This is a genomic window from Pseudomonas sp. FW305-70, assembly GCF_058783925.1.
The window spans coordinates 12,769-32,887 of sequence record NZ_JBYSYZ010000014.1 but is presented as its reverse complement, the minus strand read 5'-3'; the positions used below and the strand labels follow the sequence as shown (position 1 = coordinate 32,887).

General features: G+C 59.1%; 24 protein-coding genes and 1 tRNA gene. 12 read left to right on the top strand and 13 right to left on the bottom strand.

Annotated features, from left to right (window positions below):
* Positions 1 to 29: 29 nt before the first annotated feature.
* The 7 genes from AC3WN7_RS13235 (at position 30) to AC3WN7_RS13205 (ending at position 4,734) form a co-directional block, all read left to right on the top strand.
* Positions 30 to 722: a pseudouridine synthase gene (locus AC3WN7_RS13235; protein ID WP_102675313.1), complete on the top strand. Its 693-nt coding sequence runs from the start codon at positions 30 to 32 to the stop codon at positions 720 to 722.
* A 312-nt stretch (positions 723 to 1,034) separates the two neighbouring features.
* Positions 1,035 to 1,919, top strand: coding sequence for an alpha/beta fold hydrolase (locus tag AC3WN7_RS13230; protein ID WP_095966260.1), 885 nt, complete (start codon positions 1,035 to 1,037; stop codon positions 1,917 to 1,919).
* A 180-nt stretch (positions 1,920 to 2,099) separates the two neighbouring features.
* Positions 2,100 to 2,173: transfer RNA gene (locus AC3WN7_RS13225), tRNA-Gly, on the top strand.
* Positions 2,174 to 2,425: 252 nt separating this feature from the next.
* On the top strand, positions 2,426 to 2,737 hold the full coding sequence (locus tag AC3WN7_RS13220; protein WP_102675312.1) for a type II toxin-antitoxin system HigB family toxin: 312 nt from the start codon (positions 2,426 to 2,428) through the stop codon (positions 2,735 to 2,737).
* Positions 2,727 to 3,086: a helix-turn-helix domain-containing protein gene (locus AC3WN7_RS13215; protein WP_102675311.1), complete on the top strand. Its 360-nt coding sequence runs from the start codon at positions 2,727 to 2,729 to the stop codon at positions 3,084 to 3,086. Before AC3WN7_RS13220 ends, AC3WN7_RS13215 begins: the two co-directional genes overlap by 11 nt.
* A gap of 489 nt (positions 3,087 to 3,575) precedes the next feature.
* On the top strand, positions 3,576 to 3,845 hold the full coding sequence (locus AC3WN7_RS13210) for a short-chain dehydrogenase (protein WP_095966257.1): 270 nt from the start codon (positions 3,576 to 3,578) through the stop codon (positions 3,843 to 3,845).
* A 160-nt stretch (positions 3,846 to 4,005) separates the two neighbouring features.
* Complete coding sequence (locus tag AC3WN7_RS13205; protein ID WP_102675310.1) at positions 4,006 to 4,734, top strand: class I SAM-dependent methyltransferase; 729 nt, start codon at positions 4,006 to 4,008, stop codon at positions 4,732 to 4,734.
* A gap of 290 nt (positions 4,735 to 5,024) precedes the next feature.
* Here AC3WN7_RS13205 and tam read toward each other — a convergent pair whose 3' ends face one another.
* On the bottom strand, positions 5,025 to 5,795 hold the full coding sequence (gene tam, locus AC3WN7_RS13200) for a trans-aconitate 2-methyltransferase (RefSeq protein WP_095966255.1): 771 nt from the start codon (positions 5,793 to 5,795) through the stop codon (positions 5,025 to 5,027).
* 164 nt (positions 5,796 to 5,959) lie between these two features.
* The gene (locus tag AC3WN7_RS13195) at positions 5,960 to 7,045 is read right to left on the bottom strand and encodes a type I restriction endonuclease (RefSeq protein ID WP_102675309.1); all 1,086 of its coding nucleotides are present in this window, start codon (positions 7,043 to 7,045) and stop codon (positions 5,960 to 5,962) included.
* A gap of 212 nt (positions 7,046 to 7,257) precedes the next feature.
* Between AC3WN7_RS13195 and AC3WN7_RS13190 the strand changes: the two genes are divergently transcribed.
* Positions 7,258 to 7,668 carry a low affinity iron permease family protein gene (locus AC3WN7_RS13190; RefSeq protein ID WP_102675308.1) on the top strand — a complete coding sequence of 137 codons (411 nt, stop codon included), beginning with the start codon at positions 7,258 to 7,260 and terminating at the stop codon, positions 7,666 to 7,668.
* 3 nt (positions 7,669 to 7,671) lie between these two features.
* Here AC3WN7_RS13190 and AC3WN7_RS13185 read toward each other — a convergent pair whose 3' ends face one another.
* The 5 genes from AC3WN7_RS13185 to fos all read right to left on the bottom strand — a co-directional run bounded on the left by AC3WN7_RS13185 (position 7,672) and on the right by fos (position 11,071).
* Positions 7,672 to 8,175, bottom strand: a complete 504-nt coding sequence (locus AC3WN7_RS13185; protein ID WP_095966253.1) for a DUF4142 domain-containing protein — start codon at positions 8,173 to 8,175, stop codon at positions 7,672 to 7,674.
* A gap of 73 nt (positions 8,176 to 8,248) precedes the next feature.
* Complete coding sequence (locus AC3WN7_RS13180; protein ID WP_007976786.1) at positions 8,249 to 8,407, bottom strand: KGG domain-containing protein; 159 nt, start codon at positions 8,405 to 8,407, stop codon at positions 8,249 to 8,251.
* Positions 8,408 to 8,525: 118 nt separating this feature from the next.
* Positions 8,526 to 9,872 (bottom strand): sensor domain-containing protein, encoded by a 1,347-nt coding sequence (locus AC3WN7_RS13175; RefSeq protein ID WP_102675307.1) that lies wholly within the window; start codon positions 9,870 to 9,872, stop codon positions 8,526 to 8,528.
* 79 nt (positions 9,873 to 9,951) lie between these two features.
* Positions 9,952 to 10,590 carry a LysE family translocator gene (locus AC3WN7_RS13170; RefSeq protein ID WP_095966251.1) on the bottom strand — a complete coding sequence of 213 codons (639 nt, stop codon included), beginning with the start codon at positions 10,588 to 10,590 and terminating at the stop codon, positions 9,952 to 9,954.
* A 64-nt stretch (positions 10,591 to 10,654) separates the two neighbouring features.
* The gene (gene fos, locus AC3WN7_RS13165) at positions 10,655 to 11,071 is read right to left on the bottom strand and encodes a fosfomycin resistance glutathione transferase (protein WP_102675306.1); all 417 of its coding nucleotides are present in this window, start codon (positions 11,069 to 11,071) and stop codon (positions 10,655 to 10,657) included.
* Between the two features lie 203 nt (positions 11,072 to 11,274).
* On the opposite strand from fos, the gene AC3WN7_RS13160 reads away from it, so the two are divergent.
* The gene (locus tag AC3WN7_RS13160) at positions 11,275 to 11,514 is read left to right on the top strand and encodes a CopG family ribbon-helix-helix protein (protein WP_095966249.1); all 240 of its coding nucleotides are present in this window, start codon (positions 11,275 to 11,277) and stop codon (positions 11,512 to 11,514) included.
* A complete protein-coding gene (locus tag AC3WN7_RS13155; RefSeq protein WP_102675305.1) occupies positions 11,504 to 11,788 on the top strand; it encodes a type II toxin-antitoxin system RelE/ParE family toxin in 285 nt (94 codons plus the stop codon). Before AC3WN7_RS13160 ends, AC3WN7_RS13155 begins: the two co-directional genes overlap by 11 nt.
* Before the next feature lie 10 nt (positions 11,789 to 11,798).
* On the opposite strand, the gene AC3WN7_RS13150 is transcribed toward AC3WN7_RS13155, so the two are convergent.
* Positions 11,799 to 12,725 (bottom strand): LysR family transcriptional regulator, encoded by a 927-nt coding sequence (locus AC3WN7_RS13150; protein ID WP_095966247.1) that lies wholly within the window; start codon positions 12,723 to 12,725, stop codon positions 11,799 to 11,801.
* A gap of 77 nt (positions 12,726 to 12,802) precedes the next feature.
* Here AC3WN7_RS13150 and AC3WN7_RS13145 point away from each other — a divergent pair, with 77 nt between their 5' ends.
* Positions 12,803 to 13,291, top strand: a complete 489-nt coding sequence (locus tag AC3WN7_RS13145) for a DMT family transporter (protein WP_102675304.1) — start codon at positions 12,803 to 12,805, stop codon at positions 13,289 to 13,291.
* A gap of 128 nt (positions 13,292 to 13,419) precedes the next feature.
* Here the strand turns inward: AC3WN7_RS13145 and AC3WN7_RS13140 are convergent, their stop codons facing one another.
* From AC3WN7_RS13140 to AC3WN7_RS13125, 4 genes are all read right to left on the bottom strand, one after another.
* A complete protein-coding gene (locus tag AC3WN7_RS13140; RefSeq protein ID WP_095966245.1) occupies positions 13,420 to 14,751 on the bottom strand; it encodes an MFS transporter in 1,332 nt (443 codons plus the stop codon).
* Positions 14,752 to 14,925: 174 nt separating this feature from the next.
* Positions 14,926 to 15,852, bottom strand: coding sequence for a hydroxymethylglutaryl-CoA lyase (locus tag AC3WN7_RS13135; RefSeq protein ID WP_102675303.1), 927 nt, complete (start codon positions 15,850 to 15,852; stop codon positions 14,926 to 14,928).
* On the bottom strand, positions 15,849 to 17,042 hold the full coding sequence (locus tag AC3WN7_RS13130; RefSeq protein WP_095966243.1) for a CaiB/BaiF CoA transferase family protein: 1,194 nt from the start codon (positions 17,040 to 17,042) through the stop codon (positions 15,849 to 15,851). Before AC3WN7_RS13130 ends, AC3WN7_RS13135 begins: the two co-directional genes overlap by 4 nt.
* Positions 17,043 to 17,278: 236 nt before the next feature.
* Positions 17,279 to 18,187, bottom strand: coding sequence for a LysR family transcriptional regulator (locus AC3WN7_RS13125; protein ID WP_102675302.1), 909 nt, complete (start codon positions 18,185 to 18,187; stop codon positions 17,279 to 17,281).
* A gap of 131 nt (positions 18,188 to 18,318) precedes the next feature.
* Between AC3WN7_RS13125 and AC3WN7_RS13120 the strand changes: the two genes are divergently transcribed.
* Positions 18,319 to 19,338, top strand: a complete 1,020-nt coding sequence (locus tag AC3WN7_RS13120) for a DUF4917 family protein (RefSeq protein ID WP_102675301.1) — start codon at positions 18,319 to 18,321, stop codon at positions 19,336 to 19,338.
* Positions 19,339 to 19,437: 99 nt separating this feature from the next.
* Here AC3WN7_RS13120 and AC3WN7_RS13115 read toward each other — a convergent pair whose 3' ends face one another.
* On the bottom strand, positions 19,438 to 19,980 hold the full coding sequence (locus AC3WN7_RS13115; protein ID WP_102675300.1) for a helix-turn-helix domain-containing protein: 543 nt from the start codon (positions 19,978 to 19,980) through the stop codon (positions 19,438 to 19,440).
* Positions 19,981 to 20,119 lie beyond the last annotated feature (139 nt).

Here is a 20,119-nt window from a genome sequence, read left to right as displayed (position 1 = left end):
GCGGCCCTTTCTTCACTGATCCCTAAGTCATGCGTGTCGACCGATTCCTCAGCAACCTGCCGTGCTTCAACCGTAAGCAGGTGCGCCTGTTGCTGGTGGAAAAACGCGTCAGGATCGACGGAAAAGTCGTCAGCGACCCGCACAGCGAAGTCCGCGAGTTCAGCCGCGTCGAAGTCGACAGCGACGTGCTGCAAGTCGGCAAACCCCTGCGCCATTTCATGCTGCACAAACCCGCCGGATGCGTCAGCGCCACCCGGGATCCGCAGCACCCGACCGTGCTCGATTTGATCCATGAGCCGGACAAGGACGAGCTGCACATCGCCGGGCGTCTGGACTTCAACACCACCGGCCTGATGCTGATCACCAACGACGGCAGCTGGTCGCGGCGCCTGACCCAACCGCAGACCAAACTGCCCAAGGTCTATTACGTCGAAACCGAACAGGACATCGGCCCTGAATACGCGATCAAGTTCAACGAAGGGCTGTACTTCGCCTTCGAAGACCTCACCACGCAACCCGCCGGGCTGGAGCTGCTCGGGCCGAAATGCGCGCGCCTGAGCATCGTCGAAGGCCGCTATCACCAGGTCAAGCGCATGTTCGGCCACTTCAACAACAAGGTGATGCGCCTGCACCGCGAACGCATGGGGCCGCTAGAGCTCGACGACGCGTTGAAACCGGGCGAATACCGCCCACTGAGCGCTGAAGAGATCGGATTGATCTAAGCCTGCGACCGCTCAGCAGAAGTTGTCGAACAATTTACCAAAGGCACTTGCGCGATGACGTGACCCCTGCTTGAATCAGGACGTCGGCCGAAATGTGACCGATGAGTCACCCCATACTTCTAAGAAACTTTTTGCCGGTAGGAACCCAAGGGTTCCGGCCTCACCCGGCAGACTGCCCGCCAATAACAATACCCGTCGACCGGACTGCAATGGATCGACATGGGCCTCTCAAATTCCAGGCGTATGCCTACCTGTCACAAAGCTCGTGCAATCTCTATTGCGCGCATACCCGCTTGCCAGGAGTCTTATGACATGAGGCCAGAAATCGCTGTGTTGGATATACAGGGTCAGTATCGGGTTTACACGGAGTTCTATCGCGCAGACGCCGCAGAGAAGACCATTATCCTGGTCAACGGCTCGATGGCCACGACTGCGTCGTTTGCACAAACCGTGAAGAACCTCCATCCGCAGTTCAACGTCGTCTGCTACGACCAACCCTACGCGGGCCGGTCAAAAGCCCACAACCTGCACGAGAAATTGCTGACCAAGGAAGTCGAAGGGCAGATCCTCCTGGAGCTGATTGACCACTTCGCCGCCGAACACGTGCTGTCGTTTTCCTGGGGGGGCGCCGCGACCCTGGTCGCCTTGGCCCAACGGCCACGACGCATCGAAAAAGCCGTGATCAGCTCGTTCTCCCCGGAGATCAACGCGCACATGCTCGACTACCTCGAGCGCGGCGTCGATTACCTCGGCAGCCGGGATGGCGACCGGGTCGGCAACCTGGTGAACAGCACCATCGGCAAACACCTGCCGACCCTGTTCAAGCGCTTCAACTATCGGCACGTCAGCAGCCTGGCCGATCATGAATACGGGCAGATGCACTTCCACATCAGCGACCTGCTGCACAGCGATCGCCAATGCTTTTTCAAAGCGGCGGAAAAAATCAACGTGCCGGTGCTGTTCATGAACGGCGAATGGGACGAATACACCGCCGCCGATGGCGCACGGTTGTTCGCCAACCACGTGCAACACGCCACCTTCACGACCCTTCAGGCCACCGGCCACTTTCTCGACATGGAGCACAAAGCCGCCTGCCGAGACAGCCGCAACGCACTCATGGGGTTCCTGAAACCGGCCCAGCACGATAGCCGACCGCGTTACCACTACGTCCAGGACCACCATGCATTGGCAATCTGAAACAGAGTCATCGCGAGCAAGCCCCGCCCTGCTGAATCAAACCTATTCAGCAGGCGCGAGGCTTGCCCGCGATCGACCGCCATGCGCCCCACGCCTTGTCGGTAAATCGCCTTAAACCCGCCCCACATAAAGAAAAACTTCAAATCGCCGGCTGTATCTGGTACAAAGTCAGCGCTCTGAGCGGGTGTCGTATAATGGCATTACTCCAGCTTCCCAAGCTGATAACGAGGGTTCGATTCCCTTCACCCGCTCCAATCGAATTTTGATCTCACGTCAGAGTGGTTTTGACGGGGGATGCAGAGACAGAAAAAACCGGTCCAAGTGGCCGGTTTTTTTGTGGGCGGGATTTGGGTTAGCGTCTCCAAACCCTGAAAATTAGCGTTTTCGCGCAAAATCCAGGTTTTGTTAACGTTTTACTTGTCCCGATAATAGATTTCCTCCACGACATCAGAGATTGCAACTCTCCAGAACTCAGACCAACATCTCCCAAAACGGGAGGACGTGCAGTGCGTGTGATTGCAAAAGGGACATTGCGGGAGTTCTGGGAAAGTAGCCCGGCTTATGCTGACTCCGAAACACCACTGGTTGAATGGTATCGGCACATGGAAAAAGCCGTTTATGGCACGCCGCAAGAGGTCAAAGCGGAGCTGAGAACGGCCAGCATCCTCAAGGGTGGCAGGGTTGTATTCAACATCGGTGGCAACAAATACCGAGTGATCATGGCAATCGATTATCAGCGCCAGCTCGGTTTCATACGATTCGTTGTCACCCACGCCCAGTACGATCAGATCAACGCGGAGACCTGTGATGGACATTAAACCTATTCGCAACCAAGAAGACCTGAGCGCTGCATTTGTACGCGTGGAACAATTGTGGGGAGCTGACATTGGTTCACCTGAGGGTGATGAGCTGGAAATTCTGGCGCTGCTCATCGAAAAGTACGAAGACGAGCATTACCCAATGCCTCCGTCCGATCCGATTGAGGCCATCAAATTTCGCATGGATCAGCAAGGCCTGACTCCTCGTGACCTGGAACCCTTTATCGGCACAAGCGGACGCGTATCCGAGGTGCTGAACCGCAAACGCAAATTGAGCCTGTCAATGATCAAGCGTCTGCACGATGGGTTGCGAATTCCTTACGAAAGCTTGCTCGCGGGTGTTGCCTGATAGCTCTCCCGCAATTCCAGCCTCAGCACAGGTTGTCTGACGGGAGATGCAGAGTTAGAAAAAACCGGTCCATGTGGCCGGTTTTTTTGTGCGCGGAATTTGGTGATGGCGCCCTCCAACGTTAGTGCTAAGACCCACATTTAAAGGCCCCCAACGGAGATCAACGCTAGAAAAAGCAATGTCCTACACGACACTGGGAATTGTCCGTACACTTGCGCATTGCTGTGCCTTTGTCATGAGCCCTATAGTCCGACCGCGCCCAAATGGCGTATCGGGTTTGGCGACTCGATGCCGTGGTACAGGAGCCTCCGAGAGTTTCTCGGAGCGCTTTTGAACGCAGTTGGCTACCTGTTTTTTGGTAGCTGTGCGTGGGAGACCTTCGGGTCTGCCGGTTTTACCATGGTCCGGTTCGCCAACCCGCGTACAGCTACCACCCTATTGTTTGGCGACGATTGAGTGGTGCGTCCTCCTCCAACATGGTAATCACTCATGAATGAATACATGGCTTTAACCAGCAACGCCGACGACTTGCCCTCGCTGTTCGTCAACACCACACAACCGCTGCACTCACTGCTTAGCACCGCCAGTTACCGCATCCGAGCGGTAACGCAACTCCTCGAAAACCTTGCAATGCGCGGCGACCTGACCTCTGACACTGTGGTGCTGAGCGACTTCGCATTGCTCTGCTGCGTACCGTTGCGCGATGGTTGCGATGTGCTGGATGTGATCGCAAGACGCATGGATGCAGAGCCGTCCTAAGATTGCACCGGGCGGCATCCTGTTGTGGCGAGGGAGCTTGCTCCCGTTGGACTGCGCAGCAGGCCCTGTTCGGGGTCGCTTCGCGACCCAACGGGAGCAAGCTCCCCCGCCACAGGTGCCTTCACTTATCATGTGAACACCTCAACAGAGCAACCCGAACATGACCCAAAACATCTACGACGACCCTCAGTTTTTCCAGGGCTACAGCCAGATGGCCCGCTCCATCGGCGGTCTCGATGCCGCGCCGGAATGGCCGGCGCTGAAGGCCATGCTGCCGCCCATGCAGGGCTTGAAGGTGGTGGATCTCGGCTGCGGTTACGGCTGGTTTTGTCGTTGGGCCAGTGAGCAAGGCGCTGACAGCGTGCTCGGTCTGGATGTTTCGCAAAAGATGCTGGAGCAGGCACGCAAAACCACCTCCGCATCAAACATCCGTTATGAGCGCGCCGACCTGGAAGCCCTCGATCTGCCGGCCGGCGGTTTCGATCTGGCCTACAGCTCCCTCGCACTGCACTACATCAAGGACTTACCGGGGTTGTTCGCCAATGTCCACGCGGCGCTCAAGCCCGGTTCGCCGTTCGTGTTTTCCATCGAGCACCCGATCTTCATGGCACCGCGTAATCCTGGCTGGATCATCGATGCCGAGGGCTGCAAGCGTTGGCCGGTGGACGGTTATCAGCGTGAAGGCGAGCGCGTGACCCACTGGCTGGCCGACGGTGTGATCAAGCAGCACCGCACCATTGGCACCTTACTCAATATGCTGATTGCAGCGGGTTTCAGCATCCGCCATGTCAACGAATGGGGGCCGAGCGATGCCGAGGTGACGGCGCAACCGGCGCTGGCCGAAGAGCGCGAGCGGCCGATGATGATGTTGGTCGGCGTTCAGCGCTGAGCCACGCGCGTATCTTTTGCGTATAGATCCCGGCACGCGAATAAAGAAACCGTAGCGCGGCGTTGAGCCCGGAAATAGATCCCTTATTCTCCCGGCTCATCCATCGCCCCGAGATCGACATGCACAATTCAGAGTTGGGAATCATGATCATTTCATTGATCGGGTTGTTCGGCTTTGCCTCGTTTGCTTTTGAATACTTGAGCGCCCGACGCTCGAAAAAAACAAACTGCCGTGATTGTTCCAAGCGGTAAAAGAGACAGGTGACGCGCATCAACTGTCCCTTTTTCGCATCAGCGGGTCGCGACGATAAACAGTCGCGGGAACGGCAACAGCACCGCCCCATCGGCCAAGGCCGGATACGCCCGCTCGATAGCCGCCTGGTATTGCTTCAGATACTGCGCCCGTTCCGCCTCGTCCAGCGGTTCGAGAAACGGCCGCAAGCCACTGCCCTTGAACCACTCCACCACGCCAGACGCGCCGCCTGCGAGCGGATGATGGTAAGTGGTGCGCCACACATCGACGCGTGAGCAACAGGCCTTGAGGATCGAGTAATAACCACTGGCATCGGCCATCTCGGTCCGCTGCCCGGCTGCGCCTGCCAGTTTGCCGACCCATGGACCATCAGCGGCGACTTCACGCATCAAGCGGTGCGAGTGCTCATTGAGGTTGTCAGGCATCTGGACGGCCAGGCTGCCTCCGGGCGCAAGCTTGCCCACCAGCGACGGCAGCAGGCTTGCGTGATCCGGAACCCACTGCAATACAGCGTTGGCGAAAATCACATCGAAGGGGCCTGCGTCGTTCCAGGTGTCGATGTCGGCGATGTCGAACTGCACCTGCGGCAAGCGCTTGCGTGCGGCCTCGATCATGTCGGTCGAACTGTCCAGGCCTCGGACCGTAGCGTTGGCAAAACGCTCGACCAGCAACTCGGTGGAGTTACCGGGGCCACAACCGATATCGATGGCCGAACGCACATCCCCGGCGGGGATGGCCGCCAGCAGGTCACGGGCGGGACGGGTGCGTTCATCTTCAAAAGCGACGTACTGTTTGGCGGACCAACTCATTGCGTTCTCCTGTTGGTGCGTTGTCTTGACCGAGGCCAGCAACCGGATCGCTACAATACCTCGACTGACAAACTCTGCTCCATTCCACTTTTGGTGGGAATCTTCGCTAAGCGTTTCAAAAAAAAACCAGCGTGATTAGCCGGTTTTTTTACTTGATACGGACCTTAATCGTAATACCCGACAGTTGTCTTCAAATGATCCGAGTACTCGTAAATGTCATCGACGGAATTGATTGCATGCCGGGTTTCATTCTTCTCTTCGTCAAATATGCCGATGTATTTCTGCGATCGGTTGAAGTGCAGTCGGCAGATCGGTTTACGGTTGTTGTCGTCGAGCAGGATGCCAAAGTAACTCTGTGTGTCGCGCTGAACAATCCGCTTGGCATCAACAACCGACCGAACCACGGCCCGGACGATGTGATAGCCCTCCAGTTCTTCCAATGTCGTCAGAACCTTGTCCTCTGACTCATCTCGAACATCTGCCTGTTCAGTGTCACCAGTAGCGACTGGTAAAGAGGCCAGCGCAGGCTGGATGGCGCCACTCATAGCCGACTTTAGCCTGTCATTGATTTGGTCATTGAGAAACTGCACCACAGCCTTTCTCGTCAGCTCATGGAACTGCTCGCGGACCTTTTGAGTAATCACTCCGTCGTAAACCCGTGAAGCAAACACTTTCACAAAATCGTCGTCAGGCTTGCTGACCTGGGATGCAATCACCTTTTTGATTTGGCTGACGTACTTCAACTCACCTGCTGCGCTGATGATTGACTCCACATCGAATGCAGATTTGGTGAGTTTCACCAGTTCTGGGACGGAATACTCGTCGATATCCAGCAGGTCGAGTTCGAGAAATGGCTTCTCGTCCATTTTGTTGGGTGCGTCCAGGTCAGTGAAAAATTTATAGACCTGACCATTGGTGAGAATGGAGATTCGAGCGCTGGTGACATGGAAGTAGCGGAACAGCTGGGAGGCGTGATTGATGTGCAGCGGCTCACCAATTTTTTTGCACTCAATGAGGATCTGAACCTCACCAGCCTTCATGATTGCGTAGTCAATTTTCTCGCCTTTTTTCGTTCCAATATCGCAAACGAATTCAGGTGTCACTTCCGTCGGATCGAAAACGTCGTAGCCCAGTACCGTGCTGATAAAGGGCATGACAAAAGCATTCTTGGTCGCTTCCTCCGTTTGAATGGCAGAGCTCTGCAAACGAACTTTGGCAGCGAGACTTGCTAACTTTTCGAAGAATTCCATGAGTACCCTCTTTTTCGGTTTCGATCCGTATGAACACATGCTGGCAAATTGACTGCCATTGATACTAGACACAAACCTACACAAAGGAAGATTCCCACCGAGAAATCAGATCTTGCCCACTCCCCTGCGTCAATGGGTTGCAACTCCAGCCGAATTTTCATCCCACCATCGCTGTCACTAATTCAGGCGTCCTCCCAATAAGGAACACGGTCATGAAGTTCGCAAAAATCGCGCAGAAACTCGCCCTCTGGGCCGGTAGCCCCAAGACGTTCCTGGGAGCGATCACTCTGATCTTTCTGTGGGGGCTGAGCGGGCCGATTTTTGATGTCAACGATACGTGGCAGCTGATCATCAATACCTCGACCACCATCATCACGTTCCTGATGGTGTTCCTGATCCAGAACACACAAAACCGTGACACGGACATTTTGCATTTGAAGGTCGATGAGTTGCTTAGGGTGACGAAAGAGGCGCAGAACGCGATGCTCGGGCTTGAAGCGCTGGACCTCAAGGAGCTGGAGAAACTGAGAAAGCACTACCGCAGCCTCGGCGAAGGCCTGACCATTGACCTGGACGGCACCGTCGTCCAGGAAAAAGGTCAGCAAAATCTGAATAATTGCTGATGATCAGCTTCTGGCTTGCAGGGCCTTGGCCATTTGCAGATGATTTTGCAATTTGGGCAGGGTTTCTTCGGCGAACGCCTTGATTTGCGGCACGTCGGTGGTCTGCGCTTCCTGCTGCAACCGTTCGATGGCTTGCTGCGTGGTCTTCACCTGGCTGGCCGTATAGGCCTCATCGAAGGTTGCCCCGTCCATGACTTGTGGCATCAGGGCTTTGGCCTTTTCGACAATTTCTTCGCGCGGCGCTACCGGTAAATCCAGTTGTCTGGCGATTTTCGCCAGGTGCTGGTTCGCCGTGGTGCGGTCGTTGATGACAACGATGGTGTAGTCCTTGACCTCTTTGGACTCGGACTTCTGGTGTGCCAGGCGACTGGCCTCGATGTCGGCCATGCCCTGGGCCGACGCATCGTCGATGAATTCAGCAGGAGACTGGGCGAAGGCGTTGCTGGCAAACAGGCCCAGTAATGTGGCAATACTGGCATTACATAATCGGGTGGCCATCCGTTTCATGGTCGCGCCCTCCTTTTTCAAATTCAAACGGGAGCTTGCGCCCCCGCTTCTCAATCAAAACCACCTGCATCCATTACTTGGATTTCTGTCCGGGTTTGCGGCCCATGTCGGGTTTCGCAGGTTCTTTATCGACAGTCGTCGTGGTGGTTTTCCCACCCTTGCGACCGGCTTCAGACGCCTTCGTTCGATCGTTGGCGAAGTTTCCCGAGTTCGAGTTTCTTGAATTAGGCATGATTCTCTTCCTCTTGGTGATAGTCGCGGCGAGCTGGCGCCCGCATAGAATCTGAATTTGCGCGTCGCAAAAGGTTTAGAAAAATGCGTGGACAGCACGACGAACGGTGTACGGACTATCAGACCATTCGCAGGTGATGCTCACGTTTGGTGCAGTACATCGCCTCGTCGGCATGCCGGAATAATTGCTTCTCTTCAGTGCCGTGTTCGGGATATCGGGCGACGCCGATGCTTGGATGGATGCTCAGGTTGTGCCCGTCCAGACGCAGGGGCCGGGCCAGGACCTGACGGATTTTTCCGACCACGATGTCGGTATCGTCTGCGGCATGAATACTGTGCAGCAACACCACGAATTCATCACCGCCAATGCGGGCCACGGTGTCGGTTTCCCGCACACAGCCCTTGAGCCGGTTGGCCACCGCTTGCAGCAGCATGTCGCCGACCGCATGGCCATGGGTGTCATTGACTTGCTTGAAGCGGTCGAGGTCGACGTACAACAGGGCCATGCGCCCGCCGTCCATGCGGGCCAATTGCAGTGACGCCTTGAGGCGGTCGCGCAACAGTTCACGGTTGGGTAGCTGAGTCAGTTGGTCGTACTGGGCCAAATGTTGCAGGCGGGCGTGCAACTGCTTGCGCTCGATGGCCGTCGCGACCTGGGCACAGACGTACTGCAGCAACTCCTTGTCCTGCTCGGTGTAGCGCTCGCCGCCCGGAACGCTTTTGACGATCAACGCGCCGATGGTGCCGTTCTGCGAGTTCAGCGGCACACCCAGCCAGCAGGGTGCGTTCTGCCCGGTCATCAGCGCTTCGAAGCCGGCAGGCGGCGTGCACGGGTTCGGGGTCAAAAGGATCGGCTGCCCCGTGCGGATCACTTCGGTGCACACCCGCCCGGTCATGGTCCCGGGCAGTTCGGGCTGTGACTCCTGGTCATCGACGTGATAAGGGAAATTCAGCTGCGCACAGTGCTCGTCGTACAGCGCCACGGAAAAATTCAGCGCCGGCAGCCACTCGCCGATGATCATGTGGATGCGCCTGAACAACGCCAGCAGATCCTCCGCCGCGTGGGCCGCTTCGGATATCGCATACAACGCGGCCTGCCGGGATTCGGCCTGCTTGCGTTCGGTGATGTCGCGCGCCACGGCAATGCGCAACTGGTCGACCTCGGACCAACGTGCCGACCAGAGGATGTGCACCACCCGGCCATCCTTGCGCAGGTAGCGGTTTTCGAAGTTGAGCTTGGGCTCGCCGCCCATGATTTCCCGGGCGGCATCAAGGGTACGCAAGCGATCTGCGGGGTGCACCATGTCGATCATCAATTGACCGATCATTTCATCGGCGCTGTAGCCGAAAATGCGCTCGCACGCCGCACTGACAAAGACGAAGCGGCCTTGCTTGTCCACCGCACAAACGGCGTCCAGCAACAGATCGATATAGCTCGCCAGTGGCGCGGAGTTCCGGTTTTCCATGGTTCAGCGTGGGTGTCCCGATAATGCAGCGCTCATCAATCATCCCTGCCCGGTCGGCCTTGCTTCCTTGTGATCACATTCAAGCCTTGTTCGGCATCAGCCCCGGCAACGCATGGACCAGCGCGTTGATGGCAAAGCCGATGAACATTACCCCGCACAACCGGGTGATCGCCAGTTCATGGCGTTGATACAAGGTGCGCACCCGCCGTGCCCCCACGATGCCAATGAGAATAGCGTAGGCGAGCAATCCACCGACAAAGCTCAGGCCGATCAGTGCTGGCAGCATTGACCAGTGGAGCAGTTCCGCGCGACTCGACAACAGCGCCGTGAATGTCGCCACAGCCACCGGATAAGCCTTGGGATTGGTCAGGCCGAACAGAATGCCATGCCAGAACGGCTGCCGCGCCGGACCCTGTGGCGCATCGCCATTGCTGCGCCGGGCGCGCACCGCACGCCAGCCGAGCCAGAACAGGTACAGGCCGCTGAGCACACCCAGCACGTCGAACGCGGTACTGCCGATCTCCCGCGCACCGACAATCGCGATCAACGCCGTGCTGCACCACACCACATCGCCGAGTAAATGCCCGCACAGAAACCCCGCCCCGGCCCGTCGCCCATGGGCTGCGCCAATGCCGAACACCGCCAGCACGCCCGGTCCCGGGGTGATGCCGTAGATAAATCCCGAGGCAAGCACGGCCATTAGTAGCGATGGGGTCATGGGGCGTCCTTTTGTACTGCTGGGTGAATGGTGGCCAGTCTATATCAGGTCCCGCAACATCGACTTACAGATCGTCGAAGAACTTCATCCCCGCATACGGCCGCTGCCGGCAGGCCGTCAGGCGCGACGCCAGATCACCCACATGGGCTTCCAGCTTGTGGCCATCCGGGTCGAGGAAGTAGAACGATGCGCCCTCGCTGCGGTTGTCGCGCCACTCCTGCACCCGGGCGGATCGCAGGCGCTCGACGAAACGCGGAAAATCCGCTGCATCGAGGCTGAAAGCGTAATGGGTGTAGTCGGCGGCGGGCTCGCAATGGCGTAGCGGGTCGAGGGAGAGACACAACCACAACCTTGGCAGCGACAGGTAGGCGCCGGTATCCCAGGTGGCTTCGAGGTGCAGTTGCAGGAGGTTCTGGTAGAACGCCACGCTGCGGTTCAGGTCGGTGACGGAGAAGGTCAGGTGGTTGAGGCCTGTGAGCATGGGGTTAAAGACCTTTGAGGTTTTCAGGTGCGACGCAGGTTTCAGCTATGAGGTTGGCAGCGAAAACGCCTGAATCTGCACGCGACAGATGGAAAGATTCAACACCACCGCAAGACCATTTGTTACGACAGACGAACGGGGCGGCCTCCACCCTGCATGACACTGTAGTATGTTGTATTACAAACCACTACATCGAGACCGCCATGTCCACCATGTCCTTGCGCCTGCCAGACGAAATTGCCGATACCCTCGCCAGTCTTTCCAAGGCCACTGGCCGCAGCAAGTCGTTCCTCGCAGTCGATGCCTTGCGCGAGTATCTCGCGAGGGAAGCATGGCAAATCGAAGAAATTCAGAAAGCGCTGAAAGAAGCCGATGCCGGCGACTTCGCCTCGTCAGACGAGGTCAGTGCGATTGCTGATAAGTGGGTAAGCAATGCGCGTTGAGTGGCTGCGTACTGCACTCAAGAACCTTGATGAAGAAGCCGCTTACATTGCGATAGAGAATCCAAAGGCAGCAGCAGATTTCGTACAAGCCATTCTCGCCAGTGTCGATCACCTTGCGCGCTTTCCGGCGACAGGCCGGGAAGGTCGATTGCCCGGTACTCGTGAATGGATTTTGCCCGACCTCCCCTATCTGATTCCGTATCGAGTTCGCCAAGGTCGTCTGCAAGTGCTCAGGATCTTCCACACTCGACGCCTTCCCCCCATCCATTGGTGATTACAGCGAATCATCCCCCCCGAAAACAAACCCCGTCTGCACCTGCACCAATCCGCTCATTCAGCCAGTTCAACGCTTGGTCTGCGCCCCGCCGTTTATGCCACGCCAACACAAAGGTGAACGACGGAATATCAAAGGGTGGCGGCACGACGATCAACGACTGTTCATCAATATCGCGCAGACCACGCGAGGCCACCGTCAGAATAAGATCAGTACCGCTGATGCATTCCGGGGCCACGCTCCAGTGCGGCAGGCTGACTGCCACACGACGACGTTCACGCAATGCCGTCAGCGCCCGCTCGATTTCCGGGGTGCCGCTGCCGCGCATTTCCAGCAGCACATGGGGTCGAGCCAGGTAGGTGGGCAGGTCGAGCACACCGTCGGCGGGCAGGCTTCTGCGGTCCACCAGGCAGGCGTAGTGCTCTTCGAACAGCGGCGTGCTGCGCAATTCGTTGGGCATTTCCGGGAACACACCGATGGCGACGTCAATATCACCGTTGAGCACGCCGTCGAGCATGCTTTCCCGGCTGCCATGGCTGATTTGCAGGTCGATGCCCGGCGCATCGCGGCGCAACGTCCGGATCAGGCCCGGCAGGACAATGGCGGCGCCATAGTCGGACATCGCCAGGCGGAAGGTGCGCCTGGCGGTAGCCGGATCAAACGCGTTCGGCGCCAGCAGCGCTTGCACCTGGGCCAGGATTTCGGCCAGCGGTGCCACCAGTTCCAGCGCCCGCGGCGTCGGTACAAGGCCGGAGCCGGCGCGCACCAATAGCGGATCGCCGAGCAGGTCGCGCAATCGCGCCAGCGCATGACTGACCGCAGGCTGGCTCAAATGCAAACGCTCGGCCGCCCGGGTCACGTGTTGCTCGGTGAGCAAAGCGTCGAGGACCACCAGCAGGTTGAGGTCGATGCGTCGAAGATCATTCATCTGCTGCATGTTCTGAATAACAAAACGGAATTTAAATCTGCGTGACGAATACCCTAGAGTCCAGCAAAACCTGTTGGAGAACGATCATGAGTACGTTGCATTGGGCCGGCCTGGTGGTGCTGGCAATGATTGCCGGGGCGGTGGTGCCGTTTCAGAGCGCGATCAACGTCAACCTCGGGCGCGGGTTGGGCCATCCGTTGTGGGCGACGCTCGCCTCGTTGCTGGTGAGCGTTATCGTGCTGTTGCCGATCATCGTTGTGATGCGCTTGCCGTTGCCATCACTGGCATTTATCAGCAAGGCGCCGCTGTGGATGTGGGCGGGTGGCGCTTTTGGGGTGTGCTTCATTTCCCTGGCATTGGTGCTGCTGCCCAGGCTCGGTGCCGCGGGGTTCATGGCATTGGCGCTGGCGGGGCAAGTGGTGGCGTCTTTGTTGCTGGATCACTTCGGCTGGTTTGGCCTGGTGGAGCGGCAGGTCACCTTGCCCAAGGTGCTTGGGGTGGTGCTGTTGATGGGCGGGGTGGTGTTGATTCAGTTTTTTGATGCGCCGGCCAAGGGCTTGGCGACAGTGGGTTGAGGGGGCAACCGACAGTCAAATGTCGGCTGTCAGTCAGTCTTCGCGAGCAAGCCCGCTCCCACAGGGGATATGCGGTCACTGTGGGAGCGGGCTTGCTCGCGAAAGCGGTTTATCTGGCAACGTAGATTTCAGGCCTTGTCGAGGGTCCGCAACTTCTGCGGCAACCCCCACAGCAACAGCGCCACCGCGATCAGTGCACAGACACCAATGACATACAGCGCTGGCGTGGTGCTGCCGGTCAGGTCCTTGATCCGGCCGACCATCACCGGGCTGACGATGCCACCGAACTGGCCCAGGGTGTTGATCACCGCAATCCCGCCCGCCGCACCCGCGCCGGCACCGGCCAGCAGTTTCGGCGGCAGGGTCCAGAAGCTCGGGATGGAGGCGATGATCCCGGCACCGAGCAGGCCCAGCGCGACGATCAGGAAGGTCGTGTGGCTGGCGAAGATCCCCGCACAGAAGAACCCGACTGCACCGACGGCCACCAGACCGGCGACAAACTTGCGTCGCTCACCGCAAGCATCGGACAGGCGTCCGATCACCACCATGCTGATGGCGCCGCAGATGTACGGGATGGCGGTCAGCAGGCCGATCATCACCGGACTTTCGGTGCCGGCACTGCGGATCAGTTGCGGCGCCCAGAAATTCAGGCCGTAGGACGCCACCTGGATCAGGAAGTAGATCAGCCCCAGTGTCAGGAAACCCGGAATCCGCAGTGCGGCGAGCAACGAGCCACCGCTCTTGTGCGGCTCATGCTGGGCGATGCGGCTGGCCAGCAAGGTCTTCTCCGAAGGCGTCAGCCAATGGGCGTCTTCGATGCGGTCCTTGAGCAGGGTCAGCACCAGCAAACCGAGGCCGATGCACGGCACGCCGCCGAGCAGGAACAGCCAGTGCCAGCCGCGCATTTGCAGCACACCGTCGAGGTGTTGCAGCACCAGGCCCGAGAACGGCGCGCCCACCAGGCCTGCGAACGCCGACGACAGGAACAGCATCGAGGTGATGCGCCCGCGATAGTGCTGCGGGAACCACAGGGTCAGGTAATACAGCACGCCCGGGGCGAATCCCGCCTCCATCGCGCCGATCACGAAGCGCAGCACGTAGAACTGCCATTCGCTGTTGACGAACACCATGGCCGCCGTGGCCAGGCCCCAGGACATCATGATCCGGGCGATCCAGCGCCGGGCGCCGACCTTGTACAGCATCATGTTGCTCGGCACTTCGAAAATCACGTAACCGACCACGAATAACCCGGCACCCAGGCCGTAAGCGGTATCGCTCAGGCTCAGGTCGGCCTGCAGTTGAAACTTGGCGAAGCTGATGTTGATACGGTCGAAAAAGGCGAACAGGTAGCAGACCATGATCAGCGGCATCAGGCGCCAGGCGACTTTGCTGACCAGGGCTTTTTCGGTGTCGTGGCTAACGGACGGGCTCGCGCCCGCCTCCAGTGCATTCAGGCTCATTGCGGTTCTCCAGGCGGACTTCCCGTGGGTGTCCGATTGTTTTTGTTGTCTGGTTGAGGTGCTTTTTATTGTGGGAGCGGGCTTGCTCGCGAAGACGGCGTGTCAGTCACCATCTATGTTGAATGTCAGACCGCTTTCGCGAGCAAGCCCGCTCCCACAGGGTTAGGGGTGGGGTCAGGAAGGCACCGGGTGCAGGTCACAATTGCGCCCGGCCTTGGCCAGTTGCCCCGGTACTTCGTGGCCGAGCAGTGCCGGCAGTCCTCGGGACAGTTTCAGCAGCAGCGGCAGATCGATACCGGTGTGAATGCCGACTTCATCGCACAGGTTCACCAAATCTTCCGTACAGATGTTGCCCGATGCTCCCGGTGCAAACGGGCAGCCGCCGAGGCCACCCAATGCGGCGTCGAAACGTCGGGCACCGGCCTCGTAGGCGGCCAGCACATTGCACAGACCAAGGCCACGGGTGTTGTGGAAATGCAGGGTCAAATCCGCCGGGGACACCCGCTGCAGCACCCGACGCACCAGTCGGTCGACCTGGCGCGGATTGGCCATGCCCGTGGTGTCGGCGAGGGTGATGCCCTGGATGCCGAGTTCCTGATAGGCCTCGACGATTTGCAGGACGCGGTCCTCATCGATCGTGCCCTCGAACGGGCAGCCGAAGGTGGTGGCGATGCTGCCATTGAGACGCACCGGGCTTTCGCCAACGAACCGCACGATCTCGCCGAACGCTGCCAATGAATCTTCACAACGCATGCGCATGTTCGCCAGGTTGTGGGTCTGGCTGGCGGACATCACCAGGTTCAGCTCATCGGCACTGCACACCAGCGCCCGTTGCGCCCCCTTGAGGTTGGGGATCAAGGCGACGTAGATCACCCCCGGCTGCCGGGTAATGCCCTTGAACACCAGCTCGCCATCGCGCAGCGCAGGAATGGCCTTGGGCGACACGAACGAACCGGCTTCGATGCGGCTGAATCCGGCCAGCGACAATTGATCGATCAGGGCAATCTTGTCGTGGGTTTCAACCCAGGTCGGCTCGATTTGCAAACCGTCGCGCGGGGACACTTCCTGCACGATCAGGCTGTCGGAATAATCGGTGATCATTGCACCACTCCTTCGACTTTCAGGCGTTCGATGTCCATCGCGGTAAGGCCCAACTGCGCGAGGATGCCGTCGGTGTGCTGGCCCAGCCCGGGGCCGGACCAGTTCACGCCGCCGGGTGTCTCGGAGAGTTTCGGCACGATGCCCGGCATTTTCACCGTGGCGCCACCGGGCAGCTCGGCATTGAGCAGCATGTCCCGTGCCTGATAGTGCGGATCGGCGACGATGTCGGCCACTGAGTAGATGCGTCCGGCCGGGACTTCGGCGGCTTCCAGCGCGGCCAGCACCTCGTCGATGGGCAGGCTGCTGGTCCAGTGGGTGATGGCGGCGTCGAGCTGGTTGCTTTTGGCGGCACGCCCGTCGTTGTGGGCGAATTCAGGCGCCTCGGCCAGATCGGCGCGGCCGATGGTGTGCATCAGGCGCTTGTAGATCGGATCGCTGTTGCCGGCAATCACCACATAGGCGCCATCGGCGGTCAAATAGGTGTTGGACGGCGCGATCCCCGGTAAGGCACCGCCGCTGCGTTCACGCACATGACCGAGCATGTCGTATTCCGGCACCAGACTTTCCATGACGTTGAACACGCTTTCGGCCAGGGACACATCGACGATCTGCCCGCCGCCCTGCCCGGTCTTGACCCGCAGCAATGACATCAGCGCACCGATCACCGCATGCAGCGAAGCCAGGGAATCGCCGAGGCTCACGCCGACCCGCGCGGGCGGCGAACCGGGGGTGCCGGTGGTGTAGCGGATGCCGCCCATGGCCTCGCCTATGGCACCGAAACCCGGACGATCGCGGTACGGGCCGGTCTGGCCGTAACCGGAAATCCGCACCAGGGTCAGGTTGGGGTTGAGGGCGTGCAACACGTCCCAGCCAAGGCCGAGTTTCTCCAGGGCGCCGGGGCGCAGGTTTTCGATCAGCACATCGGCGCTGGTTGCCAATTGCTTGACCAGTTCGATGCCTTCGGGGGATTTGAGGTTCAGCGCCAGGGACTTCTTGTTGCGCGACTGCAGGTACCACCACAGCGAGGTGCCTTCGTGCAGCTTGCGCCATTTTCGCAGGGGATCGCCCTGGCCCATGGCTTCGATCTTGATCACCTCGGCGCCGAACTCGGCCAGCATGCGCGCGGCGAACGGCGCGGCGATCAGCGTGCCGATCTCGATCACTTTGATTGCACTCAGGGGGGCAGTCATCGCGGGGTACCTCTTGTTCTTGGAATATGAGCCAAGGCTAGAGGACTGATGCCTGATGAATCCAACCTTCAGTTGGCAACGGGCGTTCGCGAAATGCGAACGCCCTGGAAAGTTATCGCGGCCTCACGGCCGCCTTCGCGAGCAAGCCCGCTCCCACAGGGATTTTCAGCGCTACACAGATCCAGTGTGGGAGCGGGCTTGCTCGCGAAGAGGCCGGCCCAGTCAGCCAAGAACTTTCAGACTGAGCCCCGCAAATGCTCAAACAACATCCGGCTCACCGGCGACAGCAGCGCCTCATCGCGCACCACCAGAATCAGCGCCCGATCGGACCATTCGTCCGTCAATGGCACCGCGTGCAACCCCAGCGCCCGGCCAAACAATTCATAGGCCCGCTGCGGAAGGATGCCGATCCCCATGTTGGCCTGGACCATGCGGCACATGGCATCGAACCCCGGCACATGAATGCGCACCCGCAACACCTTGCCGGCTTCGCGGGCCGCTGCATGAGTACGCATGTTGATCGAACTGGCGGCATGCAGCCCAACGTAATCGCTGCCCAGGGTATCGGCGAACGCCACGCACGACCGGCTCGTCAAGGGATGGTGCGGCGGCATCAACACCACCAGTTTGTCCTGGCGATACAGCACGCTGTGCAGGCCTTTGATGTCACTGTCGATGGAACAGATGCCGAGGTCGGCCACCCCGTCGAGCACGCCCTGAATCACCCCGGCGCTGGGGCGTTCTTCGAGGTCGGTCTTGACCTGTGGGTGACGCTCGGAAAAGTCCCGCAAGTCCTCTGGCAAAAACTGAATGATCGCCGACAGGTTGGCGAGCATCCGCACATAGCCGCGCACGCCATGGCTGTGCTCGCCCAGCTCGAGGCCCATTTTCTCGACGTTGAACAGCATCTGCCGGGCATGGTGCAGCAGGGTTTCACCCGCCGGTGTCAGGGACATGCCCTTGGCCTGGCGCACGAACAGGCTGATACCCAGCGCCTCCTCCAGCTCCATCAAGCGCTTGCTCGCCGCCGAGACGGCAATCGCCTCGCGCGACGCGGCACGGGTCAGCGTGCCCTCCTCATGGACGGCGACGAACAGTTGCAGAGTGATCAGGTCGAGACGGCGGATCAGGCTTTTTTGCAGCATCGGGTACTCGGCGAAGTCGGCTCGGGCGAAGTCGCAGCATAACGTTCTTCGCCCGCGTCGTGCCGTGGTCCGGCAGCCGGTCGTGATAAAGTCGCCGCCCAAAGACCTTTTGCCGTGAGACGAAGACCGCAATGACCGATTTCCAGGATGTCGATGCCCAACTTGAAGACTGGAACGTCTTGCGCAGCAGCGCTTCGTTCAGTGGTTTGCTGGTGGGCAACGGTGCCAGTCGCGCGGTATGGGACGATTTCGGCTACGCGTCGCTGTTCGAAAATGCCCGCACCGTTGAAGAAAAACCCTTGAGCCCATCCGAGCTGAGCGTGTTCGACGCGATGCAGACCCGCAGTTTCGAGCAGGTACTGAGCGCGTTGAAAACCACCAGCCGGGTCAACAAGGCCCTGGCCGTCAGCTCCGCCGCCCCGCGCAATCGCTATTACGCGATCAAGGAAGCGCTGATCAACACCGTGCATGCGGTGCATATCCCGTGGCGGCTGGTGGTGCCTTCGACGCTGGCGACGATCAATCAGGAACTGGCCCGCTACCGCACGGTGTTCACCACCAATTACGACCTGATCAACTATTGGGCGGTGCAACACCAGCCCGAGGCGATCACCGATCTGTTCCAGGGGGCCGAACCCGCTTTCGACCTGAGCGACACGGCCACCGACAAAACCCGTTTGCTGTACCTGCACGGCGGTCTGCACCTGGTGCGCAACCAGGACGGCACGGCGCGCAAGCTGATGTCGACCGAGGGCACGTTGCTGGGCAACTTCGCGATCAATAACACGATCAAGACCCTCGACGACGTGCCGCTGTTCGTCAACGAAGGGCCGAGTGCGGACAAGCTCAAGACCATTCGCAGTTCGGACTATCTGTCGTTCTGCTACGAGCAATTGCTCGGTCACGGCCAGGCGCTGTGTCTCTTCGGCCATGCGCTGGGGGAGCAGGACAGCCACATCATCCATGCCTTGCGCCTGGCAAAGCCGCAGGTGCTGGCGATCTCGATTTACCCGCGCAGCAAGGCCTTCATCCAGCACCAGAAGCGGCATTACGCGAAGGTGTTTGAGGGGACGGGGGTTGAGTTGCGGTTTTTTGATTCCAAGAGCCATGCGTTGGGTGGCCCCAAGTTATCGGTTCCAGTCGAAGTTTAGTACTGGCCGATCTGACGCTTTCGCGAGCAAGCCCGCTCCCACAGAGGGAACGCATTCCAATGTGGGAGCGGGCTTGCTCGCGAAGCTTTTGCAGTCAACTCATTCCTCGGTGCTGTGCACCACCACCAGCAACTGCGCCTGTACCTCACCCACCGAACGAATCCGGTGCGGTTTTTGCGCATTGAAGTGCAGCGCATCCCCACGATCGAGCAGCACGCGCTCGCTCATGAAGTCCACTTCCACCCGCCCCTCGTGGACGAACAGAAACTCCTCGCCCAGATGCTCCTTGAAGGTTTTGTCGGTGAACTCCGCCGGCGGGTAAATGATGAACGGCAGCAGGCTGCGTTCACTGACCTGATGGGCCAGCACCGCGTAACCCGGATTGTTGCCGCTGGCCCCCAAAGGTTGCCGCTCGTGGCTGCGTACCAGGCTGTAGCTGTCGAGGCCGGTGTTGTCTTCAGAGAACAACTCCTCGACCTTCACGTTCAGCGCCTTGGCCAGTTTCAACGCTGCCGCAATCGACGGCGTGTTCAAGCCGCGCTCGACTTTCGACAGGTAACTCTTGGTCATGCCGGATTGTTCGGCCAGCGCTTCCAATGTCACGCCAAGTTTTTTTCTTAGTAATTTCAAACGGATAGACATGTGGAGCGATTAATCCATCAAGGAGGCAACGATTTGCCCTTGCCAATGACACAAAGTGTCATTTAGGCTCTTTAGTGTCATTTGCGCTCACCGACGACTTTGCGAGGAACCGGTGAGCGACAAACCCGACGTCCATTGA

Bases quoted from the DNA above. Each gene is read 5' to 3' on its own strand.
- AC3WN7_RS13140 (WP_095966245.1), bottom strand. From the start codon at position 14,751: ATGAGCCTGAATGCACTGGAGGCGGGCGCGAGCCCGTCCGTTAGCCAC.
- AC3WN7_RS13145 (WP_102675304.1), top strand. From the start codon at position 12,803: ATGAGTACGTTGCATTGGGCCGGCCTGGTGGTGCTGGCAATGATTGCC.
- AC3WN7_RS13155 (WP_102675305.1), top strand. From the start codon at position 11,504: ATGCGCGTTGAGTGGCTGCGTACTGCACTCAAGAACCTTGATGAAGAA.
- AC3WN7_RS13130 (WP_095966243.1), bottom strand. From the start codon at position 17,042: ATGACTGCCCCCCTGAGTGCAATCAAAGTGATCGAGATCGGCACGCTG.
- AC3WN7_RS13170 (WP_095966251.1), bottom strand. From the start codon at position 10,590: ATGACCCCATCGCTACTAATGGCCGTGCTTGCCTCGGGATTTATCTAC.
- AC3WN7_RS13160 (WP_095966249.1), top strand. From the start codon at position 11,275: ATGTCCACCATGTCCTTGCGCCTGCCAGACGAAATTGCCGATACCCTC.
- AC3WN7_RS13150 (WP_095966247.1), bottom strand. From the start codon at position 12,725: ATGCAGCAGATGAATGATCTTCGACGCATCGACCTCAACCTGCTGGTG.
- AC3WN7_RS13120 (WP_102675301.1), top strand. From the start codon at position 18,319: ATGACCGATTTCCAGGATGTCGATGCCCAACTTGAAGACTGGAACGTC.
- AC3WN7_RS13180 (WP_007976786.1), bottom strand. From the start codon at position 8,407: ATGCCTAATTCAAGAAACTCGAACTCGGGAAACTTCGCCAACGATCGA.
- AC3WN7_RS13185 (WP_095966253.1), bottom strand. From the start codon at position 8,175: ATGAAACGGATGGCCACCCGATTATGTAATGCCAGTATTGCCACATTA.
- AC3WN7_RS13135 (WP_102675303.1), bottom strand. From the start codon at position 15,852: ATGATCACCGATTATTCCGACAGCCTGATCGTGCAGGAAGTGTCCCCG.
- AC3WN7_RS13190 (WP_102675308.1), top strand. From the start codon at position 7,258: ATGAAGTTCGCAAAAATCGCGCAGAAACTCGCCCTCTGGGCCGGTAGC.
- AC3WN7_RS13175 (WP_102675307.1), bottom strand. From the start codon at position 9,872: ATGGAAAACCGGAACTCCGCGCCACTGGCGAGCTATATCGATCTGTTG.
- AC3WN7_RS13235 (WP_102675313.1), top strand. From the start codon at position 30: ATGCGTGTCGACCGATTCCTCAGCAACCTGCCGTGCTTCAACCGTAAG.
- AC3WN7_RS13125 (WP_102675302.1), bottom strand. From the start codon at position 18,187: ATGCTGCAAAAAAGCCTGATCCGCCGTCTCGACCTGATCACTCTGCAA.
- AC3WN7_RS13195 (WP_102675309.1), bottom strand. From the start codon at position 7,045: ATGGAATTCTTCGAAAAGTTAGCAAGTCTCGCTGCCAAAGTTCGTTTG.
- AC3WN7_RS13205 (WP_102675310.1), top strand. From the start codon at position 4,006: ATGACCCAAAACATCTACGACGACCCTCAGTTTTTCCAGGGCTACAGC.
- AC3WN7_RS13210 (WP_095966257.1), top strand. From the start codon at position 3,576: ATGAATGAATACATGGCTTTAACCAGCAACGCCGACGACTTGCCCTCG.
- AC3WN7_RS13230 (WP_095966260.1), top strand. From the start codon at position 1,035: ATGAGGCCAGAAATCGCTGTGTTGGATATACAGGGTCAGTATCGGGTT.
- tam (WP_095966255.1), bottom strand. From the start codon at position 5,795: ATGAGTTGGTCCGCCAAACAGTACGTCGCTTTTGAAGATGAACGCACC.
- fos (WP_102675306.1), bottom strand. From the start codon at position 11,071: ATGCTCACAGGCCTCAACCACCTGACCTTCTCCGTCACCGACCTGAAC.
- AC3WN7_RS13115 (WP_102675300.1), bottom strand. From the start codon at position 19,980: ATGTCTATCCGTTTGAAATTACTAAGAAAAAAACTTGGCGTGACATTG.
- AC3WN7_RS13215 (WP_102675311.1), top strand. From the start codon at position 2,727: ATGGACATTAAACCTATTCGCAACCAAGAAGACCTGAGCGCTGCATTT.